The sequence below is a fragment of the Nonomuraea sp. NPDC049784 genome, assembly GCF_040659615.1.
Classification (GTDB): Bacteria; Actinomycetota; Actinomycetes; order Streptosporangiales; family Streptosporangiaceae; genus Nonomuraea.
Window position 1 is genome coordinate 1 of record NZ_JBFAMX010000444.1, and the last position, 8,650, is coordinate 8,650.

Consider the following 8,650-nt stretch of genomic DNA (forward strand, 5'->3'; position numbering starts at 1 on the left):
GAGAGCGGCGGACTCAAGCACACCGTCAGCACGTTCTGGAAGCTCCTGCGCGACCGCGCCTTCATGGGCTGCGCGCTCACCGCGGGGCTGGCGTTCGCGGCGATGTTCGGCTACATCTCCGGCTCGCCGTTCGTGCTTCAGGAGGTGTACGGCGCCACGCCCCAGCAGTACTCGCTCATCTTCGGGCTCAACGCCTTCGGCCTGACCGCCATGGCCCAGGTCGGCGGGCGCCTGTCGGGCAGGGTGCCGCCGGTGATGCTGGTGTTCACCGGGCTTGTCACCGCCCTGACCGGGGCGGGGCTGCTGCTGGCCGCCGCGCTCACCGGGCTCGGCCTGTGGGGCATCGTGGGCGGGCTTTTCGTCATCATGCTCGGCCAGGGCCTGGTGATGCCCGGCACCGGCGCTCTGGCCCTCTCGAGTCAGCCCGCGCAGGTGGCCGGCAGCGCCTCGGCCCTGCTCGGCGTGCTGCAGTTCGCGCTGGGCGCCGCCGCGGCCCCGCTGGTGGGGCTCGTGGGCGCCGGTAGCGCCGTGCCCATGGCCTGCGTGATGCTCGGGCTCATTTTCTGCTCGAGCCTGGCCTTCACCTTCCTGAGGAAAGTTAGGTAAGGCTACCCTGCGTGAGAAATTCCATCCTCGAGCTGCTCAGATCCGTTTGTGAAGCGGGAAGGAATTACGGCACACTGATGTTGTGAAAAACGTGCCAGGGATCGAGCCAGGAAGCGAGCGCACCACGCGTGCCCGCGTGGCCAGGCTGATCCTCGAGCATGGTCCCGTCGCGGCCGCCGCGCTGGGCGAGCGGCTCGGGCTCACGCCCGCTGCCGTCCGCCGTCACCTCGACGTGCTGCTGACTGACGGGATGATAGAGCCTCGCATGGTAAGGCCGCGCGGACAGCGCGGGCGCGGACGGCCGGCCAAGCTGTTCGCCATCACCGACGCGGGGCGCAGTGCCTTCGTGCACGCCTATGACGACTTGGCCGAGAGCGCTCTGCGCTACATCGGCGAGCGCATGGGAGAGCAAGCGGTGGCCGACTTCGCCCGCTCGCAGGTCTCCGGCCTGCTCAGGCGGCTGGAGCCGGTCATGCGGACGGTGCCGGCAGACCAGCGCGTTCAGGTGCTGGCGCAGGCGCTGTCGGCAGAGGGGTACGCGGCCTCGGCCAGCAAGGCCAAGTCCGGCGGCGACCAGCTCTGCCAGCACCACTGCCCGGTGGCACACGCGGCTGCGGAGTTCCCGCAGCTCTGCGAGGCCGAGACGGAGGCGTTCGCGCAGCTGCTCGGCACGCCGGTGCAGCGCCTGGCCACGATCGCCCACGGCGACGGGGTCTGCACGACACATGTGAGCCCACAGTCGCTGGGTGAATCCGCACATAGAGACAAGAGCAAGGAGACCGGAAGGTGACTGTCACCGACCGCCCGGAGCTGGAAGGCCTCGGGAATTACAAGTTCGGCTGGGCCGACCCGGATGCCGCGGGCGCGGCGGCCAAGCGTGGCCTGTCCGAGGAGGTCGTTCGCAACATCTCCGCTCTCAAGAACGAGCCGGAGTGGATGCTGGACCTTCGCCTGAAGGGCCTCCGCCTGTTCGACAGGAAGCCGCTGCCCACCTGGGGTTCCGACCTCAGCGCCATCGACTTCGACAACATCAAGTACTTCGTGCGCTCCACCGAGAAGCAGGCCGCTTCCTGGGACGAGCTGCCCCCCGACATCAAGAACACCTACGACAAGCTCGGCATCCCCGAGGCGGAGAAGCAGCGCCTCATCGCCGGTGTCGCCGCCCAGTACGAGTCCGAGGTCGTCTACCACAAGATCCGTGAGGACCTCGAGGAGAAGGGCGTCATCTTCCTCGACACCGACACGGGCCTGAAGGAGCACCCGGAGCTCTTCAAGGAGTACTTCGGGTCGGTCATCCCGGTGGGCGACAACAAGTTCGCCGCGCTCAACACCGCCGTGTGGTCCGGTGGCTCGTTCATCTACGTGCCGCCGAACGTCGAGGTCGAGATCCCGCTGCAGGCCTACTTCCGGATCAACACCGAGAACATGGGCCAGTTCGAGCGGACCCTGATCATCGTGGACGAGAACAGCTACGTCCACTACGTCGAGGGCTGCACCGCGCCGATCTACTCGTCCGACTCGCTGCACAGCGCGGTCGTCGAGATCATCGTGAAGAAGAACGCCCGCTGCCGTTACACGACCATCCAGAACTGGTCGAACAACGTCTACAACCTGGTCACCAAGCGCGCCGTGGCGTACGAGGGCGCGACCATGGAGTGGATCGACGGCAACATCGGCTCCAAGGTCACGATGAAGTACCCGGCCGTCTACCTGATGGGCGAGCACGCCAAGGGCGAGACGCTGAGCGTCGCGTTCGCGGGCGAGGGCCAGCACCAGGACGCCGGCTCCAAGATGGTGCACCTGGCGCCCAACACCAGCTCCAGTGTCATCTCCAAGTCGGTGGCGCGCGGCGGCGGCCGCACCTCCTACCGCGGTCTCGTGCAGATCGAGGAGGGCGCCCACGGCAGCGCCAGCACCGTCAAGTGCGACGCCCTGCTGGTCGACCAGATCAGCCGCTCCGACACCTACCCGTACGTCGACGTCCGCGAGGACGACGTCAAGATGGGCCACGAGGCCACGGTCTCCAAGGTCAGCGAGGACCAGCTGTTCTACCTCATGAGCCGCGGGCTCGACGAGGACGAGGCGATGGCGATGATCGTGCGCGGCTTCGTGGAGCCGATCGCGCGTGAGCTGCCCATGGAGTACGCGCTCGAGCTCAACCGGCTGATCGAGCTGCAGATGGAAGGAGCCGTCGGCTGATGGGCCTGAACGAGAAGCCCCTGTCGACCCTGCACGAGAAGGCGTCCTACGACCTGGGCGACTTCGAGGTCCCGACCGGGCGCGAGGAGGCGTGGCGCTTCACGCCGCTCTCGCGTCTGAAGGGCCTGCACAACGGCAAGGCCGAGGCCGTTGGCCATGTCCGGGTCGACATCGAAGCGGCGCCCGAGGTCACCGTGGAGACGGTCGGCCGCGACGACGCCCGCGTCGGCAAGTCGTTCATGCCCACCGACCGGGTCAGCGCCCAGGCGTGGCACAGCTTCGAGAAGGCCACCGTGGTCACGGTGCCGCGCGAGGCCGTCACGTCCAAGCCGACCGTGCTGACGCTGACCGGCTCCGGCGACGGCGCCGCCTACGGCCACATCGTGGTCAAGGTGGAGCCGCTGGCCGAGGCCGTGCTCGTGCTCGACCACAAGGGCAACGCGGTCTACGCCGACAACATCGAGTTCGTCGTCGGCGACGGCGCCTCGCTCAGCGTCGTCAGCCTGCAGGACTGGGACGACGACGCGGTCCACGTCTCGCACCACCACGCCCAGCTGGCCAAGGACGCGACGTTCCGCAGCTTCGTGGTGACGCTCGGCGGCGACATTGTACGCCTGTCGCCCAACGTGACCTACACCGCCGCCGGCGGCGACGCCGACCTGTCGGGCGTCTACTTCGTGGACGCCGGGCAGCACCTGGAGCACCGTCTGCTGGTCGACCACTCGCAGCCCAACTGCAAGAGCAACGTCGACTACCGCGGCGCCCTGCAGGGCGAGGACGCGCACGCCGTCTGGATCGGCGACGTGATCATCCGGGTCGAGGCCGAGGGCACCGACACGTACGAGCTCAACCGCAACCTCATCCTGACCGACGGCGCCCGCGCCGACTCGGTGCCCAACCTGGAGATCCTCACCGGCGAGGTCGCCGGGGCGGGGCACGCCTCCGCCTCCGGCCGGCTCGACGACGAGCACATCTTCTACCTCCAGGCCCGCGGCATCCCCTACGACGAGGCCCGCCGCCTGGTCATCCGGGGCTTCCTCGGCCAGCTCGTCGAGAAGATCCAGATCGAGGAGATCCGCGAGCGCGTGCTCACCGCGCTGGAGGCGGAGCTCGCCCGATGAGTTCATTCGAGAAGGTGTGCAAGCTCGATGACATCCCCGACGGGGGAGTCATCGGGGTGGAGGTCGGCGAAACGCCGGTGGCGCTCGTGCGCAAGGGCAACGAGGTGTTCGCCCTGCACGACGTCTGCTCCCACGCCGAGGTGAAACTCAGCGAGGGCGAGGTCTACGACGGCACACTGGAGTGCTGGCTGCACGGCTCGTGCTTCGACGTGCGCTCCGGCAAGTCCACAGGCCCGCCCGCGACCCAGCCCGTGAACGTCTACACAGTCAAGATCGACGGCGACGACGTCCTCGTCTCGCTCTCGAAGGAGTCATAAAACAATGCCCACCCTAGAGATCCGCGACCTCCACGTCGCCGTCGAGGACAAGGAAATCCTGCGCGGCGTCAACCTGGCCGTCCACTCGGGCCAGACCCACGCCATCATGGGCCCGAACGGCTCGGGCAAGTCGACGCTCGCCTACGCGATCGCCGGTCACCCCAAATACACGATCACCGGCGGCCAGGTGCTGCTCGACGGCGTTGACCTGCTGGAGCTGTCGGTCGACGAGCGGGCCCGGGCGGGCCTGTTCCTGGCCATGCAGTACCCGGTCGAGGTCCCCGGCGTGTCGGTCTCGAACTTCCTGCGCTCGGCCGTCACCGCGGTCCGCGGCGAGGCGCCCAAGCTGCGCGCGTTCGCCAAGGACCTCAAGAACGGCATGGACGCGCTGTCCATCGACGCCGCGTTCGCCCAGCGCAACCTGAACGAGGGCTTCTCCGGCGGCGAGAAGAAGCGCCACGAGATCCTCCAGCTCGAGCTGCTCAAGCCGAAGATCGCGGTGCTCGACGAGACCGACTCCGGCCTCGACGTCGACGCGCTGCGCGTGGTGTCGGAGGGCATCAACCGCTTCCGCGCCTCCGGCGACACCGGCGTGCTGCTGATCACGCACTACACCCGCATCCTGCGGTACGTGAAGCCGGACTTCGTGCACGTCTTCGCGGGCGGCAGGATCGTCGAAGAGGGCGGCCCGGAGCTCGCCGAGAAGCTCGAGGCCGAGGGCTACGAGCAGTACACGAAGGCCTCTGCATGACTCAGATCAGCTTTGACGTGGAGAAGATCAGGAAGGACTTCCCGATCTTCTCCCGCGAGCTGCCCGACGGGCGCCCGCTCGTCTATCTCGACTCGGGCAACTCCTCACAGAAGCCCAACCTGGTCATCGACACCATGCGTGATCACCTGGCGCTGCACTACAGCAACGTCGGGCGGGCCATGCACGTGCTCGGCGCCGAATCGACCGACGCCTACGAGAGCGCCCGCGACAAGGTCGCCGCGTTCGTCGGGGCGCCGTCGCGCGACGAAGTGATCTTCACCAAGAACGCCTCCGAGGCGCTCAACCTCGTCGCGTACGCCTTCGGCAACCCCATCAACACCGATCCGCGCTTCACGCTCGGGGCCGGCGACGAGATCGTCATCTCCGAGATGGAGCACCACTCCAACATCGTGCCGTGGCAGCTGCTCGCGCAGCGCACCGGCGCGACGCTGAAGTGGTTCGGCGTCACCGACGAAGGACGGCTCGACTACGACCCGTCCGTGATCACCGAGCGGACGAAGATCGTCTCGATCGCCCACCAGTCCAACGTGCTCGGCACCGTCAACCCGGTCGCCGAGGTGGCCAGGCGGGCGCACGAGGTCGGCGCGCTGATCATGCTGGACGCGTCGCAGTCCGTGCCGCACCACCCGGTGAACGTCGCCGAGCTGGGCGCCGACTTCGTGGCCTTCACCGGCCACAAGATGGTCGGCCCCTCGGGCATCGGCGTGCTGTGGGGACGGGCCGAGCTGCTCGACGCCATGCCCCCGTTCCTGGGCGGCGGCGAGATGATCGAGGCGGTCTGGATGGACCACTCGACGTACGCGCCGGTGCCGCACAAGTTCGAGGCGGGCACGCCGCCGATCGTCGAGGCCATCGGGCTCGGCGCGGCCGTCGACTACCTCACCGAGGTCGGCATGGAGGCCATCGAGGCGCACGAGCGCACGCTGACGGCCTACGCCCTCGACGCCCTGCGCGAGGTGCGCACCCTGCGGCTCATCGGGCCCGACTCGCTGGAGGGGCGGGGCGGCACGGTGTCGTTCACGCTGGAAGGCATACACCCGCACGATGTCGGGCAGATCCTGGACGACCAGTTCGGCGTCGCCGTACGCGTCGGCCACCACTGCGCGCGCCCCCTGCACCTGCGCTTCGGAATACCGGCGACCACGCGGGCGTCGTTCTACCTGTACAACACCACGGGCGAGATCGACGCCCTGGTCCGCGGCCTCCATCACGTTCAGAAGGTGTTCGCATAGCCATGATCGGCGAGTCGATGTACCAGGAGCTGATCCTGGAGCACTACAAGCACCCGCAGGGGCGGGGGCTGCGCGAGCCGTACGACACCGAGGTTCACCACGTGAACCCCACGTGCGGCGATGAGATCACGCTCAGGGTGAAGGTGGACGACGGCGGCAAGGTCCTCGACGTCTCCTACGACGGGCAGGGATGCTCGATCAGCCAGGCCGCCGCCTCGGTGCTGCACGAGCTGGCCACCGGCTCGACGATCGAGGAGACGCTCTCCGTGGTCGACGAGTTCACCAGGCTCATGCAGGGCAGGGGACAGGTGGAGGCCGACGAGGACGTGCTCGGCGACGCCGTCGCGTTCGCGGGCGTGGCCAAGTTCCCGGCGCGTGTCAAGTGTGCGTTGCTCTCTTGGATGGCCTATAAGGATGCAGTTGTGAGGAGTGCCCGATGAGTAAGCCCGTGGAGACTCCGACCGGTTTCGACGGCGAGACGAACGTCGAAGAGGTCATGGAGGCGCTCAAGGATGTCGTGGACCCCGAGCTCGGCATCAACGTCGTGGACCTGGGACTCATCTACGGCCTCAACCTCGACCCCTCTGACGGCGGGCGGCCCGTGGCCACCATCGACATGACGCTGACCAGCGCGGCCTGCCCCCTGACTGACGTCATCGAGGACCAGGCCCACTCGGCGCTCGACGGCATGGTGTCCGACGTCAAGATCAACTGGGTCTGGCTGCCGCCGTGGGGCCCGGACAAGATCACCGACGAGGGGCGCGAACAGCTCCGTATGCTAGGCTTTAACGTCTGATCATTTTCGCTGTCACGGCTGGCGTAAGCGTCAGCCGTTTCAGCATGCCATCGAGGGTTTCGGAAGGTCCGGACCCATCCCGGGAATTTCCGATAACATCCCCGGCGTTGGTAACAGATGTACCTGACGCCTCATTGCGCGTCTCGCGCCGCCTGCGGCCGGCGCCGGTGCGTCCCCCTCACGTGTTGAGAATCGGCCCGCCCCGATGGCGGGCGCCCTGACCCCTGTACGGCGTGTGCCGTACGCCCTGGCTCGTCCTTTCGCAGAAGTGACGCGCCACTTCGACGGAAAGGCACGACTTTCGTGACCACGCTTGACGCTGTCATGCCCGCGTTTGACGAGACCACCCCCGGCTCGGCGGACTCCGCCGCCGTGGGCTCGGGCTCGCTCGGCGAGGCCGCTCCTGAGCAGGGCCCGTCCGAGTTCGAGCTGCTCGGCCTGCCCAAGCCGCTCATCAGCGGACTGGCCAAGCAGGGCATCGACAGCCCGTTCCCCATCCAGAGCGCGACCATCCCCGACGTGCTCGCGGGCCACGACGTGCTCGGCCGCGGCCAGACCGGCTCCGGCAAGACGCTCGCGTTCGGACTGCCCACCATGGCCCGCATCGCGGGCGTGAAGCCGGCCCCCGGCCGCCCCCGCGCGATGATCCTGGTGCCCACCCGCGAGCTCGCCCTCCAGGTGCACGACGCTCTGGAGCCGCTCGGCCGCGGCCTGGGGCTGCGCATGAAGGTCGTCGTCGGCGGCATGTCCATGGGCAAGCAGATCGAGGCGCTGCGGCGCGGCGTCGACATCGTCATCGCCACCCCCGGCCGCCTGGGCGACCTGATCCGGCAGGGTGAGTGCTCGCTCGGCGCCGTCGAGGTCAGCGTTCTGGACGAGGCCGACCACATGTGCGACCTCGGCTTCTTCCCCGTCGTCACCGATCTGCTCGCGCAGACCCCGGCCGACGGTCAGCGGCTGCTGTTCTCGGCCACGCTCGACGGTGACGTCGACAAGCTGGTGCAGCGCTTCCTCAAGGACCCGATCACTCACTCCGTGGCCCCCGCGACCTCGCCGGTCGACACCATGGAGCACCACGTGATGCAGGTCACGCGTGACGAGAAGTTCGACGTCATCGCCGAGATCGCCAACCGCGAGGGCCGTACGATCATCTTCGTCCGCACCCAGCACGGCGTCGACCGGCTCTGCAAGCAGCTGGCCAGGGTCGGCGTCAAGGCGGGCGGCCTGCACGGCGGCAAGCGCCAGAACCAGCGCACCCGCATCCTCGCCGAGTTCCGCGAGGGCTCCATCAACGTGCTCGTCTGCACCGACGTCGCGGCGCGCGGCATCCACGTCGACAACATCAGCCTGGTGCTGCACGTCGACCCGCCGCAGGACCACAAGAGCTACCTCCACCGGGGCGGTCGCACGGCCCGCGCCGGGGAGAAGGGCACCGTGGTCACGCTGGTGCTGCCCAGCGAGCGCCGCTCCACCGACGCGCTCACCCGGCGCGCGGGGATCCACCCGTTCCGGCTGAAGGCGACGCCCGGCCACCCGCGGGTGGCCGAGGTGACCGGCGCCCGCACGCCGAGCGGCGAGGCCATCCCGGTCTGGGAGCCGGACGTCCG

Annotated in this window: 10 protein-coding genes; all 10 read left to right on the top strand. The window is 68.4% G+C overall.

Features of this window, described 5'->3' with window-relative positions:
- On the top strand, positions 1–606 hold a 606-nt coding region (locus tag AB0J09_RS47085; protein ID WP_360706657.1), incomplete at its 5' end, for an MFS transporter.
- A gap of 91 nt (positions 607–697) precedes the next feature.
- Positions 698–1,396 (top strand): helix-turn-helix domain-containing protein, encoded by a 699-nt coding sequence (locus AB0J09_RS47090; protein ID WP_360706682.1) that lies wholly within the window; start codon positions 698–700, stop codon positions 1,394–1,396.
- Entirely contained in the window at positions 1,393–2,805 is a 1,413-nt protein-coding gene (gene sufB, locus AB0J09_RS47095; RefSeq protein ID WP_360706660.1) for a Fe-S cluster assembly protein SufB, read from the top strand. The genes AB0J09_RS47090 and sufB overlap by 4 nt, the downstream gene beginning before the upstream one ends.
- Positions 2,805–3,926: a Fe-S cluster assembly protein SufD gene (sufD, locus tag AB0J09_RS47100; protein WP_360706663.1), complete on the top strand. Its 1,122-nt coding sequence runs from the start codon at positions 2,805–2,807 to the stop codon at positions 3,924–3,926. The genes sufB and sufD overlap by 1 nt, the downstream gene beginning before the upstream one ends.
- Positions 3,923–4,243 (top strand): non-heme iron oxygenase ferredoxin subunit, encoded by a 321-nt coding sequence (locus tag AB0J09_RS47105; RefSeq protein WP_360706666.1) that lies wholly within the window; start codon positions 3,923–3,925, stop codon positions 4,241–4,243. Before sufD ends, AB0J09_RS47105 begins: the two co-directional genes overlap by 4 nt.
- 4 nt (positions 4,244–4,247) lie before the next feature.
- Positions 4,248–4,994, top strand: a complete 747-nt coding sequence (sufC, locus tag AB0J09_RS47110) for a Fe-S cluster assembly ATPase SufC (protein ID WP_360706669.1) — start codon at positions 4,248–4,250, stop codon at positions 4,992–4,994.
- The gene (locus tag AB0J09_RS47115; protein ID WP_360706672.1) at positions 4,991–6,247 is read left to right on the top strand and encodes a cysteine desulfurase; all 1,257 of its coding nucleotides are present in this window, start codon (positions 4,991–4,993) and stop codon (positions 6,245–6,247) included. The genes sufC and AB0J09_RS47115 overlap by 4 nt, the downstream gene beginning before the upstream one ends.
- 2 nt (positions 6,248–6,249) lie before the next feature.
- Positions 6,250–6,687, top strand: coding sequence for a Fe-S cluster assembly sulfur transfer protein SufU (gene sufU, locus AB0J09_RS47120; RefSeq protein WP_360706674.1), 438 nt, complete (start codon positions 6,250–6,252; stop codon positions 6,685–6,687).
- Positions 6,684–7,043, top strand: coding sequence for a metal-sulfur cluster assembly factor (locus AB0J09_RS47125; protein WP_360706677.1), 360 nt, complete (start codon positions 6,684–6,686; stop codon positions 7,041–7,043). Before sufU ends, AB0J09_RS47125 begins: the two co-directional genes overlap by 4 nt.
- 324 nt (positions 7,044–7,367) lie before the next feature.
- Positions 7,368–8,650, top strand: a 1,283-nt coding sequence (locus AB0J09_RS47130) for a DEAD/DEAH box helicase (protein WP_360706680.1), incomplete at its 3' end; no start/stop codon positions are given.